Origin of the sequence: Nocardia sp. NBC_00511 (assembly GCF_045161165.1) — a bacterium.
Taxonomy (GTDB): domain Bacteria; phylum Actinomycetota; class Actinomycetes; order Mycobacteriales; family Mycobacteriaceae; genus Nocardia.
On sequence record NZ_CP107849.1, the window covers coordinates 2,027,731 to 2,053,088 of the forward strand.

General features: G+C 66.3%; 21 protein-coding genes, 1 pseudogene and 3 riboswitches. Of the genes and pseudogenes, 16 read left to right on the forward strand and 6 right to left on the reverse strand.

Features of this window, described 5'->3' with window-relative positions:
* Positions 1-103 precede the first annotated feature (103 nt).
* Both OG300_RS09605 and OG300_RS09610 read left to right on the forward strand, forming a co-directional pair.
* Complete coding sequence (locus tag OG300_RS09605) at positions 104-1,759, forward strand: FAD-dependent oxidoreductase (RefSeq protein WP_405494296.1); 1,656 nt, start codon at positions 104-106, stop codon at positions 1,757-1,759.
* A 32-nt stretch (positions 1,760-1,791) separates the two neighbouring features.
* Positions 1,792-2,268 (forward strand): hypothetical protein, encoded by a 477-nt coding sequence (locus OG300_RS09610; protein ID WP_405494297.1) that lies wholly within the window; start codon positions 1,792-1,794, stop codon positions 2,266-2,268.
* Between the two features lie 18 nt (positions 2,269-2,286).
* On the opposite strand, the gene OG300_RS09615 is transcribed toward OG300_RS09610, so the two are convergent.
* Positions 2,287-2,718 (reverse strand): VOC family protein, encoded by a 432-nt coding sequence (locus tag OG300_RS09615; RefSeq protein ID WP_405494299.1) that lies wholly within the window; start codon positions 2,716-2,718, stop codon positions 2,287-2,289.
* 452 nt (positions 2,719-3,170) lie between these two features.
* Positions 3,171-3,300, forward strand: a riboswitch (cobalamin riboswitch).
* Positions 3,301-3,340: 40 nt separating this feature from the next.
* Between OG300_RS09615 and OG300_RS09620 the strand changes: the two genes are divergently transcribed.
* The 4 genes from OG300_RS09620 (at position 3,341) to OG300_RS09635 (ending at position 8,301) form a co-directional block, all read left to right on the forward strand.
* Complete coding sequence (locus tag OG300_RS09620; RefSeq protein ID WP_405494301.1) at positions 3,341-3,553, forward strand: CbtB-domain containing protein; 213 nt, start codon at positions 3,341-3,343, stop codon at positions 3,551-3,553.
* 21 nt (positions 3,554-3,574) lie between these two features.
* Entirely contained in the window at positions 3,575-4,423 is an 849-nt protein-coding gene (locus tag OG300_RS09625; protein ID WP_405494303.1) for a CbtA family protein, read from the forward strand.
* Positions 4,424-4,561: 138 nt separating this feature from the next.
* A riboswitch (cobalamin riboswitch) is annotated at positions 4,562-4,800 on the forward strand.
* A 138-nt stretch (positions 4,801-4,938) separates the two neighbouring features.
* Positions 4,939-7,203, forward strand: coding sequence for a 5-methyltetrahydropteroyltriglutamate--homocysteine S-methyltransferase (metE, locus tag OG300_RS09630; protein WP_405494305.1), 2,265 nt, complete (start codon positions 4,939-4,941; stop codon positions 7,201-7,203).
* 72 nt (positions 7,204-7,275) lie between these two features.
* On the forward strand, positions 7,276-8,301 hold the full coding sequence (locus tag OG300_RS09635; protein ID WP_405494307.1) for a methylenetetrahydrofolate reductase: 1,026 nt from the start codon (positions 7,276-7,278) through the stop codon (positions 8,299-8,301).
* 74 nt (positions 8,302-8,375) lie between these two features.
* Here the strand turns inward: OG300_RS09635 and OG300_RS09640 are convergent, their stop codons facing one another.
* Positions 8,376-8,873 carry a MarR family winged helix-turn-helix transcriptional regulator gene (locus OG300_RS09640; protein ID WP_405494309.1) on the reverse strand — a complete coding sequence of 166 codons (498 nt, stop codon included), beginning with the start codon at positions 8,871-8,873 and terminating at the stop codon, positions 8,376-8,378.
* 115 nt (positions 8,874-8,988) lie between these two features.
* On the opposite strand from OG300_RS09640, the gene OG300_RS09645 reads away from it, so the two are divergent.
* Entirely contained in the window at positions 8,989-10,617 is a 1,629-nt protein-coding gene (locus OG300_RS09645; RefSeq protein ID WP_405494311.1) for an MFS transporter, read from the forward strand.
* Between the two features lie 51 nt (positions 10,618-10,668).
* Here OG300_RS09645 and OG300_RS09650 read toward each other — a convergent pair whose 3' ends face one another.
* Positions 10,669-12,093, reverse strand: a complete 1,425-nt coding sequence (locus OG300_RS09650; protein WP_405494313.1) for a short-chain fatty acyl-CoA regulator family protein — start codon at positions 12,091-12,093, stop codon at positions 10,669-10,671.
* 155 nt (positions 12,094-12,248) lie between these two features.
* Between OG300_RS09650 and prpD the strand changes: the two genes are divergently transcribed.
* From prpD to nrdD, 8 genes and pseudogenes are all read left to right on the forward strand, one after another.
* The gene (prpD, locus tag OG300_RS09655) at positions 12,249-13,751 is read left to right on the forward strand and encodes a 2-methylcitrate dehydratase PrpD (protein ID WP_405494315.1); all 1,503 of its coding nucleotides are present in this window, start codon (positions 12,249-12,251) and stop codon (positions 13,749-13,751) included.
* A complete protein-coding gene (gene prpB, locus OG300_RS09660) occupies positions 13,751-14,665 on the forward strand; it encodes a methylisocitrate lyase (RefSeq protein ID WP_405494316.1) in 915 nt (304 codons plus the stop codon). The genes prpD and prpB overlap by 1 nt, the downstream gene beginning before the upstream one ends.
* Positions 14,665-15,789, forward strand: a complete 1,125-nt coding sequence (locus OG300_RS09665; RefSeq protein ID WP_405494318.1) for a bifunctional 2-methylcitrate synthase/citrate synthase — start codon at positions 14,665-14,667, stop codon at positions 15,787-15,789. Before prpB ends, OG300_RS09665 begins: the two co-directional genes overlap by 1 nt.
* 112 nt (positions 15,790-15,901) lie before the next feature.
* Entirely contained in the window at positions 15,902-19,285 is a 3,384-nt protein-coding gene (locus OG300_RS09670; RefSeq protein ID WP_405494320.1) for a pyruvate carboxylase, read from the forward strand.
* Positions 19,286-19,452: 167 nt separating this feature from the next.
* A riboswitch (cobalamin riboswitch) is annotated at positions 19,453-19,517 on the forward strand.
* Positions 19,518-19,585: 68 nt separating this feature from the next.
* On the forward strand, positions 19,586-19,810 hold the full coding sequence (locus OG300_RS09675) for a CbtB-domain containing protein (protein ID WP_405494322.1): 225 nt from the start codon (positions 19,586-19,588) through the stop codon (positions 19,808-19,810).
* A 22-nt stretch (positions 19,811-19,832) separates the two neighbouring features.
* Positions 19,833-20,714 carry a CbtA family protein gene (locus OG300_RS09680; RefSeq protein ID WP_405494324.1) on the forward strand — a complete coding sequence of 294 codons (882 nt, stop codon included), beginning with the start codon at positions 19,833-19,835 and terminating at the stop codon, positions 20,712-20,714.
* 9 nt (positions 20,715-20,723) lie between these two features.
* The gene (locus tag OG300_RS09685) at positions 20,724-21,437 is read left to right on the forward strand and encodes a hypothetical protein (protein WP_405494326.1); all 714 of its coding nucleotides are present in this window, start codon (positions 20,724-20,726) and stop codon (positions 21,435-21,437) included.
* 180 nt (positions 21,438-21,617) lie between these two features.
* Positions 21,618-21,941, forward strand: a pseudogene (gene nrdD / locus OG300_RS09690) (anaerobic ribonucleoside-triphosphate reductase); the annotation flags it as partial.
* 390 nt (positions 21,942-22,331) lie between these two features.
* Here the strand turns inward: nrdD and OG300_RS09695 are convergent.
* Together OG300_RS09695 and OG300_RS09700 are read right to left on the reverse strand one after the other, a co-directional pair.
* Positions 22,332-23,156, reverse strand: coding sequence for an acyl-CoA thioesterase (locus OG300_RS09695; protein WP_405494328.1), 825 nt, complete (start codon positions 23,154-23,156; stop codon positions 22,332-22,334).
* Positions 23,157-23,169: 13 nt separating this feature from the next.
* Positions 23,170-23,763 carry a TetR/AcrR family transcriptional regulator gene (locus OG300_RS09700; protein ID WP_405494330.1) on the reverse strand — a complete coding sequence of 198 codons (594 nt, stop codon included), beginning with the start codon at positions 23,761-23,763 and terminating at the stop codon, positions 23,170-23,172.
* A gap of 96 nt (positions 23,764-23,859) precedes the next feature.
* On the opposite strand from OG300_RS09700, the gene OG300_RS09705 reads away from it, so the two are divergent.
* Complete coding sequence (locus OG300_RS09705) at positions 23,860-24,291, forward strand: 4-oxalocrotonate tautomerase family protein (RefSeq protein WP_405494332.1); 432 nt, start codon at positions 23,860-23,862, stop codon at positions 24,289-24,291.
* A gap of 30 nt (positions 24,292-24,321) precedes the next feature.
* Here the strand turns inward: OG300_RS09705 and OG300_RS09710 are convergent, their stop codons facing one another.
* Positions 24,322-25,200 (reverse strand): SGNH/GDSL hydrolase family protein, encoded by an 879-nt coding sequence (locus OG300_RS09710; RefSeq protein ID WP_405494333.1) that lies wholly within the window; start codon positions 25,198-25,200, stop codon positions 24,322-24,324.
* Between the last annotated feature and the right edge of the window lie 158 nt (positions 25,201-25,358).

Here is a 25,358-nt window from a genome sequence, read left to right on the forward strand (position 1 = left end):
TATCGGTTAATCGTTCCAGGAAACGTCAGTTTGGGACAAAGCCCGCCAATGGTCATTTGTCCACATAGACTGCCCTGGTTCGTCCAGTGTTGAAGGGTTTGCAATGCGTGTACCAGCGGTTATCGGAGCGTCGGGTCAGGGTATCGGGCGGCGCGGGTTTCTGGTCGGGGCTGGTGTGTTGGCGGGACTCGGCGGGGTCATGCGGCTGGGCGGCGCACCGCGGGCGCGGGCGGCATTGCCGATCGGTCAGCTGGAAGACGGTGCGACAGTGCCGATCCTGGTGATCGGGGCCGGGTACGGGGGTGCGGTCGCGGCGTTGCGGCTGGCGCAGGCCGGGCAGACTGTCACGATCGTCGAGCAGGGGATGGCCTGGAATACGCCGGGGTCCGACGGCAAGATCTTCTCCGGAACCCTGCCTGCTGATGGTCGGTCGTCGTGGCTGTCGACCATGACCGATCAGCCGACCGATCACCTGCTCGGCATCCCCATCGATATGCCGGTCGATCGGTTCACCGGGGTGCTCGCCGCTGAACATTTCGGGGGTATCCGGGTGTATCAGGGCCGTGGTGTGGGTGGGGGTTCGCTGGTCAATGGTGGAATGGCGGTGACACCGCGACGCGAGTTCTTCCCCGATATCCTGCCCTCGGTAGACCCCGCCGAAATGTATGGCACCTACTATCCGCGCGCCAACTCCATGTTGCGGGTGAACCACATCGACGAGCAATGGTTCGAGAGCGCGCAGTGCTACCAATACGCGCGGGTCGGGCGGGAACTGGCTGCGCGCGCGGGCTTTTCGACCACGTTCGTGCCCAACGTGTACGACTTCGACTATATGAAGCAGGAACAGGCCGGGACGGTGCCGCTGTCGGCGCTGAACCGGGAATCGTTGTACGGCAATAACTTCGGTAAACAGAGTTTGGACAAGACCTACCTCGCCGAGGCTGCCGCGACCGGTCGGGTGACCGTTGTTCCCCTGCATACTGTCGCCCGCGTGGCCCCGGCGCCCGGCGGCTACCGGGTGCAGATGGATCAGATCGGCACCGACGGAAACGTCATCGCCACCAAAAACGTTGTCGCACAGCGTGTTTTCTTCGCCGCGGGCAGTGTCGGTACGAGCAAACTCTTGGTCACGCAGAAGGCGACCGGAGCGTTGCCCGACCTCCCGGACTCGGTGGGGTCCGGTTGGGGCAACAACGGCAATGTGATGGCCGCCAGGCAGAATCAACTCACCGATCCGACCGGGGTCAACCAGTCCACCATCACTGCTCTCGGCATCGACAACTGGGACGACACCGCCGGCCCCGCGTTCGCCGAAATCACCTCATTCCCCATCGGCATCGAAACCTTCGTGAATTTGCACCTGGCCATCACCAAGAACCCGAATCGCGGCACCTTCAGCTTCAACCAGGCCACCGGCCGGGTGGACCTGGATTGGCAAACCGCGTGGAATCAGCCGAGCATCGACGCGGCCAAACGCATCCTCGACCCGATCAATGCCAGCGCGGGCACCACCTACCGCAACGACCTGTTCGGTGACGGCAAGATCTGGGGCGACGAGTTCGCCTACCATCCGCTGGGTGGCTGCGTGCTGAACGAGTCGACCGACAATTACGGGCGGCTGACCTCGTATCCGGGCCTGTATGTCATTGACAGTTCACTCATTCCCGGCTCGACCACCGTGAATCCGTTCGTCACGGTGACCGCGTTGGCCGAACGCAATATTGCCGCCATTATCGCGAGCGATATGGGGAATCGGTGACCTACTCGCGTTTCAAACCTTACGATCACCGGGTGAAAGCTGTTGCCTCGGTTCCTCTGGCCGCCATCGCCGTGTTGTTCGCCACCGGAATCGCCTCGGCCGCACCGGATATGACAGCGGCATCGGCACGCGACATCGCCTTGACCTACCTGCGGGCGTTGCCTGGTCGCGATGACGACACCGTGCCTTTCGCGCCGGATTGCACCCGTGTCGAAAACGGCGTGGTGACCGGACTTTCCGGTGCCGACCTGGCCAACTATATGGACACCGGCAGCCAATCCCAGACCGTGCTGCGGATCTACAACCTCACCTTCGCCGACACTGCGGACGGGGTCACCGCGCACTACAACGTCGACGGCGGCATCCTCGGTACCCGCATTGCCACCGACGATGTCACCGAGCGCTTCGTGGTCGCGAACGGCCAGATCAAATACATCGAAGCGACCAACGTTCCCACTCTTGCCGCGCTCCCGGACCGCCCCGGCACAATCGTGCTCTATAACCGCTGACGGTCAGCCCTGTTCGCTTCAGTCGGTCTCGTCGGCGGGATCGCGGAAGATGTCGAGGATCCAGGTGATCTCGAACCTATCCTGAAGGATGCCGTAGAGCGGTGACCACTGTGCGCGTCCGAGCGGGACGACGATCTTGGCACCGACCGCGAGCTTGTCCCAGGATTCGGTGATCTCCTCGGGTAGGTCACCCCGCACCGACAGGCAGAACGAGTTGTCGCCCCGGCTCCACGGCGTGTGGGCGGGGACGTCGTAGCCCATGATCCAGAAGCCGTTGGGCGCGGCCAACTGACCCCACATGACATCGTCGGCGCCCGCGGCGGTGGTCGGCACCTGTGCCTGCTCATAGGTGATCAGCGTCAGCTCACCCCCGAACACCGACTGGTAGAACGTCAACGCCTCCCGGGTCTCACCACGAAAGTTGAGCTGTGCGACCACATTTACCGCCATTGCACTCCCTTTCCCCGGCCGGACCGAGACCCGATACCTCCCAATTCGAGCACACCTGAACCGTTCCGTGGGGAGTTCGGCACTACGGTGTGGCGGCACCCGATACCGCGATTCGCCACGACGACAAAACCTTTCGGTACCGACCACGGTTCGCCGAGGTGTCCGGACTTCTGACGGTGGTAGCGGGCAACCACAGCCGCCCGGGGCGATCACGCCCGGCCGGTGGAGAGGCTCCGATGGCACCGGCTGAACACGACCGGGATTCAGTCGGTGGCGACTGGCCCGAGGGTGTCCAGCCGGACGCCGAAGTTCGACGGCTTGTCGGTGACGCGGCCCTCCGCCCTCGGCATCGTCTCCTGACCGGGCGATATGCCGGGCCGCCACTGTTGCCGGGGAGCCCTGCCGGCGCCCGCCAGGTGATTGGTCAGAAATCATTGTGGCCGTGCGTTTGACCTGTTTGCAGGTGGTTTCGTATCGTCATGTGATCGGCGATTCGTGGAATCCGGTGAAAGTCCGGAACGGTCGCGCCACTGTGAGCATCCTCGGGTGTGAGTCAGACCCTCGGGCGCCGTGTGTCGTATCCGTGTAGGGGCGCGAGTTCCCTACTGCACTAGGAGTCCTCGTGGCTACGTCTTACGCTCCCCGCTCCGGCCTGGGTGCCGCATCGCTTTCCATCCCGACTCCCGTGTGGCTGATCGGCACCACGGTGCTCGCGCTGCTGGCGATCTACTTCATCGGCGTCGATCAGGGCGCGGTGTCGATCTTCGGCAGTGACATGCATGTGCACGAGTTCGTGCACGACGGTCGCCACTTCCTCGGCTTCCCCTGCCACTAGCCGAGGGAGCGAGCATTCATCATGGAGAAATCCATCATCGGCCGCGGCGTCCTGCTGGGCGCGCTCGGCGGCCTGATCGCGTTCATTTTCGCCCGGATCATGGCGGAGCCCATCATCAATCGGGCCATCGACTACGAGTCCGGGCGTGACGATGCGCAGATGGCCTTGGACAAGGCCGCCGGTAAGCCCATGGACGACATGGGCCCGGAGATCTTCACCCGTTCGCAGCAGCAGAACCTCGGTCTGCCGTTCGGCATGATCCTGTTCGGTGCGGCTCTGGGCGCGCTGTTCGCGGTGGTCTACTACCTGGCGCTGCGCCGGGTCGGCAAGGTCACCGCCCGCAATCTGGCGCTGCTGGTGGCGGGTGGCATGTTCCTGACGCTGTATGTGGTGCCGTTCCTGAAGTATCCGGCCAACCCGCCCTCGATCGGGCACCCGGACACCATCAAGGAGCGCACGGGGCTCTACATGCTGATGATCGTGTTGAGCGTGGCCTTCCTGCTCGGCGCGATCTGGCTGGGCCGCAAACTGGCCGCGCGACTGGGGAATTGGACCGCGAGCATCGCCGCGTCGGTGTCGTTCGTCGTGGCCGTGGGCGTGGTCATGCTGATCCTGCCGTCGCTGGGTCACCTGTCGGAGAACAAGGCGTTCGGCGACTTCGACACCGAGACCCCGCAGCCGCTCAAGGATGCCTCGGGCGCGATCGTGTACCCGGGCTTCCCGGCCGACGATCTGTTCCACTTCCGGCTGTACTCCTTTGCCGCACAACTGATCCTGTGGGTCGTCATCGGTGTCGGTTTCGCCTGGCTGGCCCCGCGCCTGCTCGGCGAGCGTGCCGCGGACGCTCAGGTGGCGGCGTCGGTGTCCTGACGCCTCGAACCCCACTGGGCGGGTCCACTCCTTGGGATAGGAGCGGGCCCGCCTTTCGCATTGCGATGAGTGTTCGCTATATTCGCGTCCGCAGCTGGTTCGCTGGAGGCGGAGTCGAGGAGCCCCTGACCCGACCCGAAGGCGTCGAAGCCCGTCGGCACGTTCACGTGCCACGCGGGTGAGAGGGAACCCGGTGAAAATCCGGGACTGTCCCGCAGCGGTGAGTGGGAACGACAGCCGTCATTCGCACTGGGCGATCAATCATGCCTGGGAAGCGACGGTCAGTAGCACCAGCCCCGGGCCGAAAATGCCGGGGCCACCCTCTTCTCGGGTGATGCCCACGAGTCCGAAGACCTGCCGGTTGTGCCGGATACGCCGTATCCGGCGGTCGTCGCCTCGTGGATTGGGCGGTACGCCGAGTAGACCCGGGCACGGGAACGATGCTGCGGTGGGCTCCTTGTGCGTGCGCTCGTGATGGGCGGCGGTCATCGGCTGCTGACCATGGAGTTCATTCGATGTTGAACCCTGACAACACCTTCACCGCAACAGTGCTGGGGCTGCCGCGTATCGGTGCGAACCGAGAGCTCAAGCGCGCGATCGAATCCTATTGGGCGGGACGGCTCGACGCCGCCGGTCTGCACCAGGTCGCCCGGGAGCTGCGCACCACGCAACTCACCGCCGCCCGCGATGCCGGACTGGATTCCATTCCGGTGGGCACGTTTTCCTACTACGACCAGGTGCTCGACACCGCGGTCCTGCTGGGCGCGCTGCCGCAGCGGGTCGCCGGGATCGCCGACGAGCTGGACCGCTACTTCGCGGCGGCGCGCGGCAATGCCGAGGTCGCACCGCTCGAGATGACCAAGTGGTTCGACACCAACTACCACTACCTGGTGCCCGAACTCGCGGCCGACACCGTGTTCTCGCTGCACCCGGACAAGCCGCTGACGGAGCTGAAAGAGGCACTGGCCCTCGATGTTCCGGCCCGTCCGGTGATCGTCGGCCCGATCACGTTCCTGAAGCTGGCCAAGTCGGTGGACGGGAGTGATCTGCTGAACCGCCTGCCGGATCTGCTGCCGCTCTACGAGCAGCTGCTCGGCCTGCTGGCCGAGGCCGGTGCGACCTGGGTGCAGATCGACGAGCCGTCGCTGGTCACCGACCTCACGGCCGCCGAATTCGATGCGGTGCGCACCACCTACCAGCGTCTCTCGGAGGTGTCGGCCCGGCCCTCGATTCTGGTGGCCACCTACTTCGGCCGCGTGGGCGCAGCGCTGTCCGCGCTGGCCGACACCGCCATCGAGGGCATCGCTGTCGATCTCGTCGCCGGTGGTGACGCGGATGTGGCTGCGGCGCAGTCGATCACGGACAAGCTGATCGTGGCCGGTGTCGTCGACGGCCACAATGTGTGGCGGGTCGATCCCGATCACGCGCTGCCGCGCCTGACCGGGCTGCGCGACGCGGGTGTGCGGGTCGCGGTGTCGAGTTCCTGCTCGCTGCTGCATGTTCCGTACAGCCTGGACCCGGAAACCGATCTGGACGCCCGGCTGCGCAGCTGGCTGGCGTTCGGCGCGGAGAAGATCGCCGAGATCCGGGTGCTGGCCACCGCGCTCACCGCGGGTGAGGCCGCCGTCGCCGGTGACCTCGAGATCGCCCGCACCGCGGTGCTGGACCGCAAGGCGGATCCGCGCCTGAAGGTCCAGGCGGTGCGCGATCGCCTCGCCGCCCTGGATGCGGACGCCGCGCGCCGCACCCCGGCCGACGAGCGCCGGGTGCTGCAGCAGGAGCGGTTGAACCTGCCGCTGCTGCCGACCACCACCATCGGCTCCTACCCGCAGACCAGCCGGATCCGGGTGGCGCGCGCCGAGCTGCGCCGCGGTGAGATCGACCAGGCCGAGTACGACGTGCGGATGCGCGCCGAGATCGCCGAAGTCATTGCGCTGCAGGAGGAAATCGGTCTCGACGTGCTGGTGCACGGCGAGCCGGAGCGCAACGACATGGTGCAGTACTTCGCCGAGCAGCTCGACGGTTTCGCCGCCACCGTCAACGGTTGGGTGCAGTCCTACGGCACCCGCTGCGTGCGCCCGCCGATCGTGTACGGCGACGTGGTGCGGCCCGCGGTGATGACCGTCGACTGGATCACCTACGCGCAGTCACTGACCGACAAGCCGGTCAAGGGCATGCTCACCGGCCCGGTCACCATCCTGGCCTGGTCGTTCATCCGCGACGACCAGCCGCTGGCCGATACCGCGCGGCAGATCGCCCTGGCGATCCGGGACGAGACGGTCGATCTGGAGACCGCGGGCATCGGCATCATCCAGGTGGACGAGCCCGCGCTGCGCGAACTGCTGCCGCTGCGCAAGGCCGACCAGGCCGCCTACCTGGAGTGGGCGGTCGAGGCGTTCCGCCTGTCCACCGCCGGTGTCGCCGACACCACGCAGATCCACACCCACCTGTGCTACTCGGAATTCGGTGAGGTGATCGGAGCCATCGCGGGGTTGGACGCCGACGTCACCTCCATCGAGGCGGCGCGCTCGCACATGGAGGTGCTCGACGACCTCAATGCCGCGGGCTTCGATCTGGGTGTGGGACCCGGCGTCTACGACATCCACTCGCCGCGCGTCCCCGGTGCCGAGGAGATCGAGCAGTCGCTGAGCCGGGCACTGAAAGCCGTTCCCGCCGAACGGCTCTGGGTCAATCCGGACTGCGGTCTGAAGACCCGGCGCACCGATGAGGTGACGGCCTCGCTGCGTAACCTGGTCGCCGCGGCCAAGGCGCTGCGCTGATCCGTGCCGGGGTGCCCACGCGGCGGGCACCCCGGCCGGTCGTGATCCATCACTTCCAGTCCTGAGGCGAGAATGCACTACCTTCCTACGGCACCCGTGACCAGCCGGTCCCCGCGCGATTCCGCGACGACGCCCGGTGTCCGATCGGTCGTCGAAAGCCTGCACACCCATGCCGGGGCGCGGGTGCCGTTCTCGGTGGAGTTCAATCCGCCCAGGGACTCCGCCGGGGAGGCCCGGCTGTGGCGCGCCGTGCGCGAATTCGAGCGCATGCACCCGGCTTTCGTCTCCATGACCTACGGTGCGGGCGGTTCGACGAAGGACCGCACCGCCCGCATCACCGGCGAACTCGCGCAGCAGACCACCCTGCTGCCGGTCGCGCACCTGACCGCGGTCGGGCACAGCCTCGCCGAATTGCGTGCGCTGATCGGCTCTTACGCCGACTGCGGGATCCGCAATGTGCTGGTCCTGCGCGGTGATCCGCCGGGTGATCCGCTCGGTGCCTGGCACAAACACCCGGACGGGGTCGAGTACGCCGACGAACTGGTGCGCATCGTGCGGGATCTCGGCGACTTCAATGTCGGCGTGGCGTCGTTCCCCCAGGGGCATCATCGTTCCCCGGACCTGGACTCCGACACCGCGTTCCTGATCGCCAAACTCCGTGCCGGAGCCGACTATTCGATCACCCAGATGTTCTTCGACATCGAACACTATCTGCGCCTGCGGGATCGGGCCGTCGCGTGCGATCCGGTGGAGGGCGCCAAGCCGATCATCCCGGAGCTGATGCCGATCACCTCCCTGCACACCGTGCAGCGCGCGGTGGAGCTCTCCGGCCGCGAACTGCCTGCCGCCGTGCTGAATCGGCTGCGCAGGGCGGCAGGCGATGGCCCCGAGGAGAACCGCGCCGCGGTGCGGGCGGCCGGAATCGAGATCGCCACCGAGATGGCGCAGCGCCTGATCGACGAGGGCGCGCCCTGCCTGCACTTCATCACCCTCAACTTCGCCAAGGCGACCACCGAGGTGCTCACGAACCTCGGTTATGAGGTGACAGCCGCGCCGAAAAGCATTGCTGTCAGCAGGGATTCGAATCGCGATCGGTAAGTTGCAGATCCTGGCTCCGCCGCGCTATCCGGATCGCCCCGCCAGTGCTGAGCGCGTGCTTCGATCCCGGCAGCTCACGATTCGGGGTGCTGCGACAGGGGAGTGAGCGGTTGCTCGAGCTGGGAGTGCATCGCGGTCAGCAGATCGCCCAGGAAGGTCTCGAACTGCTGGAGCTGGTCACCGGAGTAACGGGCCATGACCGCCTCGACCTTGTCGCCGAGCGGGCGGAAGAATTCGTCGGCGAGCGTGTCGATCTTCGGGTTGCTGCGCAGGGTGACGATGCGCCGATCGCTGTGTTCGCGGGTGCGCACGATATGACCGGCCTTCTCGAGCCGATTCAACAGCGCGGTGGTCGCGGGCTGTGACAGCCCGATTCGTTCGCTGAGCCGCGCCGGGGACAGGGTGGTGCCGTGTTCCTGGGCGGCCAGGATTTCGATGAGCGCCTCGGCGTCGGTGGAATGCAGGCCCAGCCAGTCGGCGAACCGGCGGCTGAACTCCCGGAAGGTCGCGCCGTAGGCGCGCAGGCGTTCGTTCACCTGTTCCTGCTGTTCCCGCGAAGCCGGGTCGTTCATCGTCTTCCACCTCACCATTTCCGCGCCGGAGTGCTGCCGACCATACCGATTGACAACATACGTCCATCGTAGATACTTTTGCCATGGAACTATTCCATGTTGGAAGGATATTGGTATGGAGGAAGCACGGGCCGAGGCGAAGACCTCGCTGCGGCGCTGGCTCGGCTTGATCGCGATCGCCCTGGGCGTCGCGGTGATCGTGGTCGACACCACGATCGTGAACGTGATCATCCCGTCGATCATCGAGGGCCTGCACACGGGTTCGACCGAGGCGCAATGGATTCAGGAGTCCTACGCGATCGTGTTCGCGGCGCTGCTGCTGCTCGTCGGGCGTGTCGCCGACATCATCGGCGCCCGAAGGGTATTCGTCACCGGCGTGGTCGTGTTCGGCGCGACCAGCATTCTGGCCGGGCTCGCACCGGGTGGCGGCCTGCTGATCGTCGCGCGCTTCCTGCAGGGCGCGGGTGCGGCGATGATCCTGCCGACCTCGCTGGCGCTGCTGAACGCCACCTTCACCGGCAAGGCGCGCGGGCAGGCGTTCGCGGTGTGGGGTTCCACCATCGGCGCGGCCGCGGCCCTGGGCCCGCTGCTGGGTGGCTGGCTGGCCGAACACGCGTCGTGGCGTTGGGCTTTCGGCATCAATGTGCCGCTGGCGGTGCTGATCGTGGTCGGCGTCCTGCTGTGCATCGACCGTTCACCCCGGGTGCCGGGTCGTCTCGATGTACTCGGTTCGATCCTGTCGGTACTCGGCCTGGGACTGCTGGCCTTCGGGCTGGTGGAGGGCCGCACCTACGGCTGGATCAGCACAACCCATCCGATGAACCTCGGCGGATTCACCTGGGGCAGTGGACCTTCGCCGGTCCTGGTGGCGTTGCTGCTGAGCCTGCTCGCACTCGGCGGCTTCCTCGTGCGGCAGGTGCTGCTGCGCCGGAGCGGCAACGCGGACAAGGCTTTGATGGATCTGAGCCTGTTCTCGCTGGCGTCCTTCCGCAACGGCAATATCGCCACCCTGATCATCGGGTTGGGCGAGTTCGGCATCGTCGCCGTGCTGCCACTGTGGTTGCAGTTCACCCTGGGTTACAGCGCGGTGCAGTCGGGTCTGGCGCTGGTGCCGATCGCCATCGGCAGCTTCATCGCCAACGGCGCCAGCTTCAGCATGGCGGGTAAGGCGTCCCCGCTGAACATGGTTCGGCTGGGGCTCGCGTTCGAGGTCGTCGGCCTGGCGGCGCTCGGCCTGTGCGCCGGGACCGACAGCTCGTGGTGGCTGCTGTCGCTGATCCTGTGCCTGTACGGCGTCGGCGTGGGTTTCGCGACGGCGCAGGTGACCAATGTGGTGCTCGCCGAGATCCCCGAGCACAGCAATGGCCAGGCCTCCGGCATTCAGAGCACCTTCCGGCAGCTCGGTTCCGCACTCGGGATCGCGGTGCTGACCACGATCTTCTTCACCACGTTGAGCTCGCAGGTCGAAGACAATCTGACCGCTGCGGGTACGCCTGCCGCGCAGGCGCAGCAGTACGCGCACGCCATCACCGGCAGTGCGGGTGCGGTGATCGAAGACTTTGCCGCGCAACCACAGACGCGACAGGTCGCCGAGGCCGGTCGGACCGCGATGACCGACGGCATCACCCTGGGCGGCTATCTCGCGGCGGGCTTCGTGCTGGTGGGTTTGATCGCCACGGCGCTGATCCCGAAACAGGATGTGCCCGAGGACGAGTCGAACCGCGCGACTCCCGCGCACGTCTGACCACAGGGGATCCCCGGCCCGCCGAGCAGTTCAGCGAGTCGGGGATCCCTGTCAGTCCGCCGACGTGGGGACGTACGGAATGTTCTGAGAGCTGTTGTCGTCCACCCGGATCGGGCGGCCCAGCTGGGGGAAGGCGCGCTGGGCGCAGTCGGTGCGCTCGCAGACCTTGCAGCCCGCGCCGATCGGGACGGCGGTGCTGGGGTCGTCGATCGGCAGGCCGTGCGAGTAGACGAGCTTGTCGGCGTAGGCGAGATCGCAGCCGAGGCCGATCGCGAAATCGCGTTTGGGGGATAGGAATCCGGGCGTTTTCTCGTCGGTGGTGCGGGCCAGCCAGAGGTAGTTGCGGCCGTCGGGCATCCGGGCGATCTGGGTGCGGATGGCGCCCGGCGTGGAGAACGCCTCGTGAACCACCCACAGCGGGCAGCTGCCACCGACGCGAGAGAAGTGGAATGCGGTGGCGGACTGGCGTTTCGAGATGTTCCCGGCGCGATCGGTGCGAACGAAGAAGAACGGCACACCGCGCTTGCCGGGCCGCTGCAGCGTGGAGAGGCGATGGCAGACGGTCTCGAAGCCGACCTCGAACTTGGCGGCCAGCAGTTCGATGTCGTAGCGCAGAGTTTCGGCCGCGTTCCAGAATTCGGTGTAGGGCAGGATCAATGCCCCGGCGAAGTAATTGGCGAGTCCGATGCGCAGCAGACCGCGTGACTGTTCGGGCATGGCCTCGGCCTCGTCGATGAGGGCGGCGATGGGTTCGGCCTGCGTGAGAAACGCCAGCTGCGTGGCGATTTGGAAGGCGCGCTGGCCGGGGGAGAGCCGTCGGGCGATGATGAGCACCCGGGAGTCCGGGTCGTAGTGCCGCTTGGGGCCCGGCCGCGCAGGGTCGTCGGTGCGGATCACTACGGTGATTCCGTGCTGGTCGCGCAGCAGGCGCGCCAATTGTAGATCCAGCCCGCCCAGACTGAGTTTGTTGTGCGCGAACAGTTCCTCAGCCGCCGCATCGAGTACGGGGATGTGGTTGCGCCGATCGTAGAAATAGTCGCGCACATCTTCGTAGGGCATGGCGGCGGTGGAATCCGTTGGGCTGCCTTCGATTCCGGCGGACACCCGTTCCATCTGCTCGGTCGCGCCGCGCAGTCGCCGGTGCAGTCCGACCAGCAGGCGCGCGGCGGCGGGCACCCGGGCGATGAGGTCGTCCATCTCGGCGCTGGTGATGCCCGCGCCCTCGGGGTCCTCGGCGAAGACGTCCTGGAGGTCGGCGATGAGCCGCGCGTCGGTGTCGGCGGCGAAGAAGGCCATGTCGAGATCGAAGCGGGAGTTCAGGCGCAGCAGCACCGGCAGGGTCATCGGCCGCTGATCGTGTTCGAGCTGGTTGATGTAACTCACCGATAGCCCCAGCACCTTGGCCATGGCCGACTGCGAGAGCCCGCGCTGTTCGCGCAGCGAGCGCAACCGTGCCCCCGCATACATCTTCTGCATGGCGTCAATGTAGCAAACTCGATTTCCACAACTTTCACAGTTTTACAAGTTTCCTTACACAAAATTAGACATTTGCGGGGGATTTCCGCTGAAACCAGGCGTGTGTAGCGTGCGAAATGCACCGGTGAACATCGACATCCTGGAGGACTCCGACAGTGAAGAACCATCTCGTTCGCACCCATCGCTCGGCCGAGGACTTCCCTCGCGAGGAGCATCTGGCGTGGCGGATCGCCGAGGTCGCCGCGGACGCTGTCGAGGTTGCTGCCGACACCGAAGAGATGATCGTCAACCGGATCATCGACAATGCCGCGGTCGCCGCCGCCTCGATCACCCGCCGCCCGGTCGCCAATGCGCGGGCCCAGGCGCAGGCGCACCCCTATCAGCCGGGCGCGACCGTCTTCGGTGTCGCGGGCACGTTCTCTCCCGAGTGGGCGGCCTGGGCCAATGGTGTCGCGGTGCGCGAACTCGACTTCCACGACACCTTCCTGGCCGCGGAGTACTCGCACCCCGGTGACAACATCCCCTCGATCCTCGCCGTCGCCCAGCACACCGGCCGCTCCGGGCGTGACCTGATCCGTGGTCTGGCAACGGGTTACGAGATCCAGGTCGACCTGGTGCGCTCGATCTGCTTGCACGAGCACAAGATCGACCACGTCGCCCATCTCGGCCCCTCTGCCGCAGCCGGTATCGGCACCCTGCTCGGCCTCGACACCGAGACCATCTATCAGGCCGTCGGCCAGGCGCTGCACACCACCACCGCCACCCGGCAGTCGCGCAAGGGTGAGATCTCCAGCTGGAAGGCCTACGCCCCGGCCTTCGCGGGCAAGATGGCGGTCGAGGCCGTGGACCGCGCCCTGCGTGGCGAGGGTGCGCCCTCGCCCATCTGGGAGGGTGAGGACGGTGTCATCGCGTGGCTGCTGAGCGGCCCGAACGCCGAATACTCGGTGCCACTGCCCGGCCCGGGTGAGCCCAAGCGCGGCATCCTCGACACCTACACCAAGGAACACTCCGCCGAGTACCAGAGCCAGGCCCCGATCGATCTGGCGTTCCGGCTGCGTAAGCAGGTTGGTGATCTCGACCAGATCGCGTCGATCGTGCTGCACACCAGTCACCACACGCACTACGTGATCGGCACCGGGTCCAACGATCCACAGAAGTTCGACCCCAAGGCTTCTCGCGAGACCCTCGATCACTCGATCATGTACATCTTCGCGGTCGCCTTGCAGGACGGCACCTGGCACCACGAGCGTTCGTACGCGCCCGAGCGCGCGCAGCGTCCCGACACCATCGAGCTGTGGAACAAGATCTCCACCGCCGAGGATGCCGAGTGGACGCGCCGCTACCACTCGACCGACCCGAACGAGAAGGCCTTCGGAGCTCGCGCCGAGATCACCCTCAAGAGCGGCGAGGTCATCACCGACGAGCTGGCCGTGGCCGACGCGCACCCGCTGGGTGCTCGTCCCTTCGCCCGTGAGCAGTACATCGCGAAGTTCCGCACCCTGGCCGACGGTGTCATCGAGACCGCCGAGCAGGACCGCTTCCTGGAGGTGGCGCAGCGTGCGGGTGAGCTGTCGGCCGCGGAACTGCCGCAGCTGACCTTCACGGTCTCGGCCGACGTGCTCGCTCGCGCGCCGAAGTCCCCGAAGGGACTGTTCTGATGACCGGGCTCATCGCCGCCGCCACGTCGGCCGCCGACAAGCGCGCCGCGTTCAAATCCGGACTTACCTCCGGCGCGATCCAGCGGTTCCCCGGAGCGTTCAATCCCCTTGTCGCCAAGCTGATTCAGGAGATCGGCTTCGAAGGCGTGTACGTGTCGGGCGCGGTGCTCTCGGCCGATCTGGGCCTGCCGGACATCGGTCTCACCACGTTGACCGAGGTGGCCGGGCGCGGACAGCAGATCGCGCGGGTCACCGACCTGCCGGTGCTCATCGACGCCGACACCGGCTTCGGTGAGCCGATGAGCGCGGCTCGCACGGTCACGGTCATGGAGGATGCCGGGATCGCGGGTCTGCACCTGGAAGATCAGGTCAACCCCAAGCGCTGCGGGCATCTCGACGGCAAGGCCGTGGTTCCCGTCGAGGACATGCTGCGGCGGCTGGGTGCGGCCGTTGCCGCCAAGCGGGATCCGAATTTCGTGATCTGCGCGCGCACCGACGCCGCGGGTATCGAGGGCATCGACGCGGCGATCGAGCGGGCCAAGGCCTATGCCGACGCGGGCGCGGATCTCATCTTCACCGAAGCTCTGCACACCCCGGCCGATTTCGAGAAGTTCCGTGCCGCGGTGTCGATTCCCTTGCTGGCCAACATGACCGAGTTCGGCAAGTCCGAATTGTTGTCGGCGAAGGTACTCGAATCGATCGGCTTCAACGCGGTCATCTACCCGGTGACCACGTTGCGGCTGGCGATGTTCGCCGCCGAGACCGGGTTGCGCGAGATCTTCGAGGTGGGAACACAATCCGGTCTGCTCGATCGGATGCAGCACCGCAGCCGGCTCTACGAGCTGCTGCGGTACGAGCGCTACAACGAATTCGATTCCGATATCTTCAATTTCACTCTGGGAAGGAACCAGTGATGACGGAGACCGCGATCCCGACCATTTACAAGGGTCTCGCCGGCGTCGTCGTCGACACCACCGCTATCTCCAAGGTGGTGCCGGAAACCAACTCGCTGACCTATCGCGGCTACGCGGTCCAGGATCTGGCCGCCAATTGCAGTTTCGAGGAGGTCGCCTATCTGCTGTGGTACGGCGAACTGCCGGGCGTCGCGCAGCTGGCGCAGTTCCAGCAGCAGGAGCGGGCCTCCCGCCGGGCTGATCGGTCGCTGCTGTCGCTGGTGGCCAAGATGCCCGACAACTGCCATCCGATGGACGTCGTGCGCACGGCCATCAGCTACCTCGGTGCGGAGGATCCGGCCGAGGACGACAACTCGCCGAAGGCCAACCGCGCCAAGGCTTTGCGCATGATGGCGGTGCTGCCGACCATCGTGGCCGCCGATCACCGCCGGCGCCAGGGCCTCGATCCCATCGCACCGCACTCTCATCTGGGATTCGCGGAGAACTTCCTGAACATGTGTTTCGGGAAGGTCCCCGCGCCGGAGCTGGTCAAGGCGTTCGAGGTATCGCTGATCCTCTACGCCGAGCACAGTTTCAACGCCTCCACCTTCGCCGCCCGCGTGGTCACCTCCACGCTGTCGGACATCTACAGCGCGGTCACCGCCGCCATCGGCGCGCTCAAGGGCCCGCTGCACGGTGGTGCGAACGAGGCGGTCATGCACGACATGATCGAGATCGGCGATGCCGCGCTGGCCGAGGAGTGGATGCGCAACAAGCTGGCCGAGAAGGAAAAGGTGATGGGCTTCGGCCACCGGGTCTACAAGAACGGTGACTCCCGGGTGCCCACCATGAAGAAGGCCTTCCTGGACATCGCCGCCGCCACGGGTGGGCAGCAGTGGGTGCAGATATACGAGGTTCTCGAGCAGACCATGACCGAGGCCACCGGTATCAAGCCCAACCTCGACTTCCCCACCGGCCCCGCGTATTACCTGCTGGGTTTCGATATCGAGGTGTTCACGCCGATCTTCGTGATGGCCCGCATCACCGGCTGGACCGCGCACATCATCGAGCAGGGCGAGTCCAATGCCCTGATCCGACCGCTGAGCGAATACGTCGGCGTGCCACAGCGTTCCGTCGTCGCCTGACAGCCCCTGGCACGACATCCCCGGACGGCCCGCACTCACCGGTGCGGGCCGTCCTTCTTTCCCGGTGCGGCATACCGTCGCCGACGCCCCGAATCATTGAGGTGACCGCCCTATGTTCTCGAAAGTCTTGGTGGCCAATCGCGGCGAGATCGCGATCCGTGCGTTCCGTGCCGCCTATGAGCTCGGTGCGCACACCGTCGCCGTCTTCCCGTACGAGGACCGCAATTCGCCGCATCGGCTCAAGGCCGACGAGTCCTATCAGATCGGTGAGGTCGGGCATCCGGTGCGGGCCTACCTGTCGGTGGGGGAGATCATCGCTGCCGCACGGCAATCCGGTGCGGACGCGGTGTATCCGGGGTACGGGTTTCTCTCGGAGAACCCGGATCTGGCGGCGGCGTGTGCGGCGGCGGGGATCACGTTCATCGGGCCGTCCTCGCAGGTACTGGAACTGACCGGCAACAAGGCGCGGGCTATCGCCGCGGCGAAGGCGGCCGGGCTGCCGGTGTTGAAATCCAGTGTGCCGTCGGCGGATGTCGACGAGCTCATCGCGGCGTCGGACGCCATGGAGTTCCCGATCTTCGTGAAGGCGGTCGCGGGTGGTGGCGGGCGCGGCATGCGTCGGGTGGCCGAACGGGCGCAGCTGCGGGAAGCGATCGAAGCCGCTGCGCGCGAAGCGGAGTCGGCGTTCGGTGACGCGACGGTGTTTCTCGAGCAGGCGGTGGTCAACCCGCGCCATATCGAGGTGCAGGTTCTGGCGGATCAGCACGGCAATGTCATTCACCTGTTCGAGCGGGATTGCTCGTTGCAGCGGCGGCATCAGAAGGTGATCGAGCTCGCGCCCGCCCCGAATCTGGATCCGGCGCTGCGTGATCGGATCTGCGCGGACGCGGTCGCGTTCGCCCGTGAGATCGGGTATTCGTGTGCGGGCACCGTCGAGTTCCTGCTCGATGAGCGTGGCAATCATGTGTTCATCGAGATGAATCCGCGTATCCAGGTGGAGCACACGGTGACCGAGGAGATCACCGATGTCGATCTGGTGCAGTCGCAGCTGCGGATCGCGGCGGGGGAGTCTCTCGAAGATCTCGGGTTGAGTCAGTCTGCGATCGTCATCCGGGGTGCGGCGCTGCAATGCCGGATCACCACCGAGGATCCGACCAACGGGTTCCGGCCCGATACAGGCCGCATCACCGGCTACCGTTCGCCCGGTGGTGCGGGTGTGCGCCTGGACGGTGGCGCGAATGTCGGTGCGGAGGTCGGTGCGTATTTCGACTCCATGCTGGTGAAACTCACCTGCCGTGGTCGCGACTTCCCGACGGCTATCGCCCGTGCCCGGCGTGCGGTGACCGAGTTCCGGATTCGTGGCCTGTCGACGAATATCCCTTTCCTCCAAGCGGTTCTGGACGATCCCGCGTTCCAGGCCGGACGCGTCACCACGTCGTTCATCGATGAACGGCCCGAGCTGTTGACCCGGCACGTCTCGGCCGACCGGGCCTCGAAGATCCTGGACTATCTGGCCGATGTCACCGTCAACAAGCCGCACGGACCGCGCCCGACCAAGGTGTACCCGCACGACAAACTGCCGCGCCTGGATCTGACGGTCCCGCCGCCGCCCGGTACCCGGCAGCTGCTGCTCGAGCGGGGACCGGAGGGGTTCGCGCGCTGGCTGCGCGAGCGGAAGGGGGTCGCGGTCACCGACACCACCTTCCGCGACGCGCATCAGTCGCTGCTGGCGACCCGGGTACGCACCAGCGGTCTGCTCGCGGTCGCGGGGCATGTCGCGCGGATGACTCCGGAGCTGCTGTCGATCGAATGCTGGGGTGGCGCAACCTATGACGTGGCGCTGCGGTTCCTCTACGAGGACCCGTGGGAGCGGCTGGCCGCGTTGCGGAAGGCTGTCCCGAACATCAACCTGCAGATGCTGCTGCGCGGCCGCAACACCGTCGGCTACACGCCGTACCCCGAAAAGGTCACGCGTGCTTTCGTTTCCGAGGCGACCGCGACCGGTATCGACATCTTCCGCATCTTCGACGCGCTCAACAACGTCGATCAGATGCGTCCGGCCATCGACGCCGTCCGCGAAACCGGCACTGCCCTGGCCGAAGTCGCGCTCTCCTACACCGGGGATCTCTCCGATCCCCGCGAGGACCTCTACACTCTCGACTACTACCTGAAGCTCGCCGAGCAGATGGTGGACGCGGGCGCGCACGTGCTGGCCATCAAGGACATGGCGGGTCTGCTGCGTCCGCCCGCCGCCCACACCTTGGTGACCGCGCTGCGCCGGGAGTTCGATCTGCCGGTGCACGTGCACACCCACGACACTCCCGGGGGGCAGTTGGCGACGTATCTGGCGGCGTGGCAGGCCGGTGCGGACGCCGTCGACGGTGCGTCGGCACCGATGGCGGGCACCACCTCTCAGCCCGCGCTGTCGGCGATCGTTGCCGCAGCGGCACATTCGCCGCACGACACCGGCCTGGATCTCCAGAACGTGTGCGACCTCGAGCCGTACTGGGAGGCATTGCGGAAGGTGTACGGGCCCTTCGAATCCGGCCTGCCCGGCCCGACCGGCCGCGTCTACCACCACGAGATCCCGGGCGGTCAGCTCTCGAACCTGCGCCAGCAGGCCATCGCGCTGGGCCTGGGTGACCAATTCGAGGAGGTCGAGGCGAAATACGCTGCCGCCGATCGGCTCCTGGGCCGCCTGGTCAAGGTCACTCCGTCCTCCAAGGTGGTCGGCGACCTGGCATTGGCCTTGGTCGGCAAGGGTGTCGACGTCGACGAATTCGCCGCCGACCCCGCACGATTCGACGTCCCCGACTCGGTCATCGGCTTCCTGCGCGGCGAGCTGGGCACCCCCGCCGGTGGCTGGCCGGAGCCGTTCCGAACCCGCGCCCTCGCCGGTCGTGGTCCAGCCAGACCCGAAACCGACCTGACCGCCGACGACGAGAACGCTCTCGCAGGCACCTCCGCCGACCGCCGCGCCACCCTCAACCGGCTGCTGTTCCCCGCCCCCACCGCCGAATTCCTCGCCCACCGTAAGAAATACGGCGACATCTCCCGCCTGTCGGCCAACCAGTTCTTCTACGGCCTGCGCCACGACGAGGAACACCGCGTGGAACTGGAGAAGGGCGTCACCCTCCTGATCGGCCTGGAAGCCATCTCCGAACCCGACGAACGCGGCATGCGCACAGTCGTCTGCCTGCTCAACGGCCAGCTACGCCAGGTTGTGGTCCGCGACCGCGGCATCGCCGACCAGATTCCCTTGGCGGAGAAGGCGAATCCGGCCGACCCCGGCCAACTGGCAGCCCCGTTCTCCGGCGTCGTCACCATCGCCGCCGCCGTCGGCGCCCAGGTGAGCGCGGGCGACACCGTGGCCACCATCGAGGCCATGAAGATGGAAGCCGCGATCACCGCTCCCAAAGATGGAGTGATCGAACGGATCACGATCAGCACCATCCAACAGGTCGACGGCGGCGACCTGCTCCTGGTGATCACCTAAGGCGGACATGCCATTCCAGCGCTGACATTCGCCGTACAGCCGCCGGGCCCGTCCAGGATCGGGACGGGCCCGGCGAATGCTGCGAATGACCAGGTGGTTTCGAAGTCGCGGAAGTCTTGCGAGGCGGAGAAGGGCGGACTTACATTTAGCTGGAAGTATCGGCACGCGGAAGCTGGTGGGACTCCAGCACGGTCGCGCCACTGTGAGGCCAGCGGCTGCTGGCGAGTCAGACCCTCGGGCATTCGGTACTTCCCGCATTACAGCTGTGGGGACGCGAAATCCCTATTGGAGGCATGACCGATGGTTAGTGTTCCCGTTTCCGGTACCTTCGCCCCGCGAGAAGCGACCCAGGCCCTGGCGTGGGCCAGGGTCGCGTTGCTGTTGACCATCACCACTCTGCTGGCCTTGCTGGCCTACTACTTCGTGGGGGTGGACGAGGGCATGACCTCGGTGTTCGGCCGGACCATGGTCGTGCACGAGTGGGTGCACGACGCCCGCCACTTCCTCGGCTTCCCCTGTCACTGAGCGAGCGGGAAGCGTTGATACCGTGGAAATTCGAGTCATTCTCCGCGGGGTACTCGCGGGCTTCATCGCAGGCGTCCTCGGATTCGTGTTCGCCAGGATTTTCGCCGAACCTCAGATCGACAAGGCCATCGACTACGAGTCCGGCCGCGACGACATTCTCGACGCACTCAACAAAGCCGCCGGACGTCCCGTCGCACCCGACGGCCCGGAGATCTTCAGCCGCACCATCCAGTCGACCATCGGCGTCGCCACCGGAATCATCGCCTTCTCGATGGCCATGGGCGCCCTGGTAGCCGTCGCCTATCTGGTTCTGCACGGCCGCTTCTCGATCCGCCCCCGCACCCTGGTGCAATTGATCGCCGGATTCGGCTTCCTCGGCATCTACCTGATCCCGTTCATCAAATACCCGGCCAACCCGCCCGCGATCGGCCACACATTCACCATCACCACCCGAGGCCACCTCTACCTCACCATGGTGGGCTGCTCCCTACTGTTCCTCGGCCTGGCGGTGTATCTCGCTGTGCGCCTACGACACCGCCTCGGTGTCTACTACTCCGCACTGATAGCAGCAATCGCCTTCCTGATCGTGCTATCAGCCCTGCTGGCAGTCCTGCCCTCACTGGGCGACCTCAGCGCCAACATCGCCCACCAGCACGAATTCGGCTACGCCCGAGCATCCACCGAAACCCCACAACCGATCACGGACCTCCAAGGAAACATCGTCTACCCGGGCTTCCCCGCAGACGTCCTCTGGAAGTTCCGCCTCTACTCGGTGATCAACCAACTACTGGTGTGGACCGTCATCGGAATCGTGCTGGGCGAACTCCTCGACCGAATGTTCGGCACCAAATCCTCACGCCCAGCGAACTTCGCCCAACAGGATCAGTCGGCAGTTCAGCCGTAGGCTCGGCGGATGAGTACTGTTCCGCCTCGGATCGGGCGTGATGTGCGGCGGGGTGCTCCCTCCGGTATCAAGCAGGGGATCTTTCTGGTGTGTGGCGTGGGCGCGGCTGGGCTCCTGGGGGTTTCGGTGCCGCGGATCGGGGGCGAGCCGATCTGGCTGGTCGGGATGCTTCCGGCGATGTGGACCGTGGGGATCGGGTTGATCGTGGTGTCGGCGTGGCGGATGAAGACGGCGGTCCTCGAGGCTGAGCGGACTGTGGTCGGGCCGGTGGAGTTTCTGGCTGCGGGGTGTGCGAGTGCCGGTGGGGTGCTGTGGTTTTCCGGGGGGACACAGCTGATTGGGGTGGTGAGTGGGGTGCTGTTGGGTGTGGCGGTCGGGTTGGTGGCGTTGATGGTTGCCGGGTTTCTGAATCGGAGTCGGCGGCGGGGTGTGGCGGCGCGGGTGCGGGCGGCGGCGGTCAGTGCTCGGGGTGTGGTGACATCGACTGGGCTGCAGGACTTTCCGGCGACACCGAATCCCAAGGTGGCGACGTTGACGGTGGTGTTCACCGATCATGTCGGTACTCGGCGTTGGCTGACGCCGACCGCTTTGCAGGTGCCCGCGAATCCGATCGGGATGGATGACGAGGTTGTGGTCTGGTTCGATCCGGAAGATCCGGGTGATGTCGGTCGGATCGTGGTCGAGTTCGACAACGGGGTGAGTCGGATCTTGCGGACCAATTGACGTCGATGTCGGTCGGCGGTCTGAATTACATACATAGGCCGGGGAATTTGGGTTGATTTCGGCGACTGCCAATTTCTGTGCGGCTTCGTGTGATTCGTTCTACCTCGCTACGAGTTGGGTGTGGGGGTGGACTCTGCTTTATTGGTAGGTGTCCAATTGTCTTGTCCTGGGAGGGCATTCGTGAGCGCCGTTGATGCTGTCGATACGATCAGGGAGTATTTGGAGCGGCGGGACTGGCGCATCAATGCCAATGCCAACCAGGGGTTTTCGCTGGGTGGGCTGATTCTCAACGCGGCGGGGAAGATCACCGCCGACTACTGGCTGGACGAGGTGTATTCCGGGGCGGTCGGTCGTGCGCATCGGTCCGGTGACCTGCATATTCACGATCTGGATATGCTGTCCGGCTACTGTGCGGGGTGGTCGCTGCGGATGCTGCTCGCCGAGGGGTTCAACGGGGTGCAGGGGCAGGTGTCTTCCGCGCCACCGCGGCATTTCTCGTCCGCGGGTCGTCGCCCACCGCAGCCTGCGTGCCGTCGTCGATTCCGGTGTCGCCCATCAGTTCCGAACGACCGTCGACCCGGACCTGCTCGGCGCGGAGGATATGACGGAACTCGACTATTGGCTGCGATCTCTGAGCGGCGAGGTCACCGTCCGGCAAACTGCTCGACCCGTGTACAACAGTCCGGCCACCTAGTCTGGCCGAACCGCCGTAACCGCTCTTCATCGAGAGCCGAGCTGCGCAGTCAGCGTCATTGATGTCTGCAGCGGCACTCCGTTGTGTCGAGCACCGGCTCTCGATGTGTATCCAGAATCACCCCCGAGGCCGTCGGCGCGCGTCGTGGAAACTACGTAGCAAATACTTAAACGTTGCTCGGCGGCCGGCGGTTCAGACCGTCAGTCCTTGAAGTAGACGAGCTGATGGCTGATCGCCAGGGGTTCCCCGGTGTCGGACCACAGCTGCGCGGTCTGATCGAAGAAGCCGTCGCCGAAGTGCTGGGCGCGGGCGGTGGCGAGGATCGGGCGGTCGGCCTGGGCGGTGAGGGCCTCGGACCCGGCGTGGAAGTAGGTGGTGAGCGACACCGTGCTGGCGGGCACGAAAGCCCCCCGGCGCACCATGACGCGCGGGAAGAAGACATCGCCCAGGGAGGTGAGGGCGAGGAAATCGAGGGTGCGCGCGGGGGTGTCGCGTACCCACAGGGTCGTCGTGGAGGTCGGCTGCTCGCTCGCGCCGGGCGACACCGGTCCGGTGCCCTCGATGAAGCGCATCTCGTAATTGCGCAGCCACGAAGGGAATTCGGGGAGTTCGGTGACCGGGACCGAGTCGGCGGCCGGGACCGTCGGCGGGCTGATCTCGGTGTCGGTCCAGGTCTGGCGGCGCAGGCCCGACACCACGGTCGCGGTGGTGGCGACCGCGCCGTGCTGGCGGAGGGTCAGCATCCAGTGCTGGGTGGTGCGGTTGGTGCGCACCGGGTCCGCGTCGATGGTGAACGGCCCGTCGGCGATCGGCCCGGCGAAGTTCACGGTGATCGACAGTGGATCGCCGACGCGGCGGGGATCGTCGAGGACCGCGCGCAGCAGCGTGGCCGCGGTGAGGCCACCGAACGGGCCCACCATGTTCGAATAGCCCGCGGCCGTGTGGCCCAGGAACACTCCCTCATCGGATCGCTCCAGGGCGGTGGCGAGATCCAAAGGGTGCGTGAGGGTTTCGGTCGACTTCACTGTCGAGTTCTCCTTATTTCTCGGAATCGGTGGTCTCGAGGGTGGCGTGCAGGACCCGCTCGAGCTGTTCGGCGACGCGGTCCAATGCCGCGGTGCTGCGTTCGGCACGGCACATGGCCAGGCTGCCTTCGAACGCGGCGATGATCAGGATGGCGGTGCTCTCGGCGGCGGGTTGTTCGACGCCGTGCTCGCGCAGGGTGGACGCGATCAGCCCGGTCCAGGCGGTGAAGGCCGCGGCGGCAGCGGCTCTGGGCGCGCCCTCGGCCTCGGGCACATCCTCGACAGCCACCGCGAGGACGGGACAGCCCGCCCGGAAGTCGCTGTCCACCAAGATCTTCCGCCAGGTGTGCAGGAACGCGCGCAGGCCTTCCGTCGGTCCCTGTCGCAGCCTGCGCTCGAGCATGCCGGTCACCGTGTCCCCGGCATACCCGACCGCCTCGGCCGCGAGCTGCGTCTTGCCGCCGGGGAAGTAGTGATACGTGGAGCCGAGAGGTGCGTGCGCGTGCTTCGCCAGCTCGCGCACGCTGGTCGCGGCCAGGCCACGTCGCCGGATCATGTCCGCCGCTCCGGCCACCAGCCTGCGTCGTGAGTCCTCGGTAGCAGCCATCCTCACCTTCCTTTTTATAACGACCGTTATATAGTAGCGTCCCCGGATATAACGATCGTTATACCCCCACTGGAAGTCGATCCCCAGGAGTCCACGATGCCGATGATCCAGCTGACCGTGCCCGCCGACGTACTCTCGGCGACCGCGCGCGCCGACCTGCGAAAGTCCCTGCCCGCGATCCTGCTGAAGTGGGAGGGCGCGCCCGACAACACCTTCTTCCGCGCGCAGGCCTGGTGCCGCGTCGAGGAGGTCGCCGACGGTGGTTTCGCCGCGCTCGGCGACGACCTGCCCCGGTTCCGCGTCGATGTGACCGTTCCGGAGGGTGCGTTGTCCGAACGACGCAAAGCCGGTCTCGCGCAGGAGGTCACGGCCGACATCCTCGCCGCGGCCGGACTCCCGGACAGCGAGGGCTTGCGTGTCTGGGTGCTTATCCGCGAACAGCCGGAAGGCACCTGGGCGGCCGCAGGCAATATCGTGAAATTCAAGGAGCTGGCGGCGCTGGCTCAGCAGTCGCGCGAGAACGCGTGAATCGGTTCCCGTGCGGGCACTACGACCGATCTATTGAGCGGAACCGATAGCGGCGCTGACCGATTCGGCCAGTGCGGCCATTCCCGCCGCGGTCGGGTGATAGGCGAGCCCCTTGCCCGCAGCAGGGTCCGGCAGTTCGAAACCGGCGGTCCAGGGGACCGGGCCGCAGGGCGTGTGCGCGGGGTCCTCGCTCGGATGAGCGACGAGGGCCCCGGTGGCCGCGCCCGCCGCCGCGGTCGCGTCCCGCAACCCGGAGTACGTCTGATGCAACGCGGCGGCCTGCTCGGGCGTGACAGGAACGACCGCGCACCCGGAGGCGTCCTGATCGAATACGGGCAGGTATTCGACGAGCACCACGGTGGCCTGCGGTGCGCGCTGCCTGATCGTGGTGACCAGGTCGGTAAGTGATTGCCGCACCGCGTCGAGGTCGGTGACGGTGGTGGGCGTGATCGCTCCCGGCGACTGCCCGCACAACCGAGCCGCCAACGCCGCGGCGGAGGTCAACGCGTTGGCGCAGCTCTCCCCGGTGAGGGATCCGACATATCCGAGATCGTTGCCACCGATGGTGACCGTGACCAGCCGGGCGTCCGCGCCGACGGCATCGATCTGCGGCGGCACCGAACCGACCGGAGTGCGCTGCGACCGGCTGAGAATGTCGGCAGTCGTTGCGCTGCTACAGGTTACGTCCCGCAGGCTCAAACCCAGGCGCCGCGCCACGAGACTCGGATAGTTGATCGAGGAGCGCGCACACCCCGTATCGACCATGGGCAGCAGCCCCGGCCCGGCGGCATACGAGCTGCCCAGCGCGACATACTCGGAGCCGGAGGCGATTTCGGCGCGAGCCGGACTCACAACCAGCGCGAGCGCCGCGCACACCGGGACGAGTGGAAGCAGAGCGGAGGTTTTCAAGGCTGCGCGCTCCTCGGTGCTGACGTGATCGACCGGATGTCCGGGTCAGCTTAGCGGCGGGTTGGGTGTATTCAGCGCATCGCGCAGGGCCGCGCGGGAGTCGGCGAATCCAATGGGGGTAGGGCCGCGCACGTGGACGACCAGGCGCGAGACCTGGT